The organism is Brevundimonas sp. P7753 (assembly GCF_013386595.1).
Taxonomy (GTDB): Bacteria; Pseudomonadota; Alphaproteobacteria; order Caulobacterales; family Caulobacteraceae; genus Brevundimonas; species Brevundimonas bullata.
In genome coordinates this window covers 1-355 of record NZ_JACARP010000284.1, presented here as the reverse complement: position 1 = coordinate 355, position 355 = coordinate 1, and the positions used below count along the sequence as shown (strand labels likewise).

General features: G+C 46.5%; 1 protein-coding gene. It reads left to right on the top strand.

Translation table 11 applies throughout. The annotated features are described in order from the left end of the window. Positions 1-129 precede the first annotated feature (129 nt). On the top strand, positions 130-355 hold a 226-nt coding region (locus HX774_RS19880; RefSeq protein ID WP_218650552.1), incomplete at its 3' end, for a hypothetical protein.

Here is a 355-nt window from a genome sequence, read left to right as displayed (position 1 = left end):
CTGGATTTGTTGCCTTATTTTGCAAAACAATTCTCAAAATAAAACCCAACAATAAGATCCGCCACTTATCGTCTTATCTTTCGTCATGCAAAGGCCAACAGTAGTATTTCTCGCAGGTCATTGTTTCCTGTGAGCACGCAATGTCAGCTGCAAACTGGTATTGCAAATAAAAAACCGCCTTTTCGTGGCGGTTTTTTATTGCCTGCATTTTTAGCGGGAACGACAGCGCACTCACTTCAGATCGCCGGTACAGCCAACCTCGCCCCATACAATAAAAAACCCCCAACCAGTCACCCGGTTGGGGGTTTTGTGTTTCTACAACCGACGCTTAGCGAGTCACTCGGCTGGTGCCGTT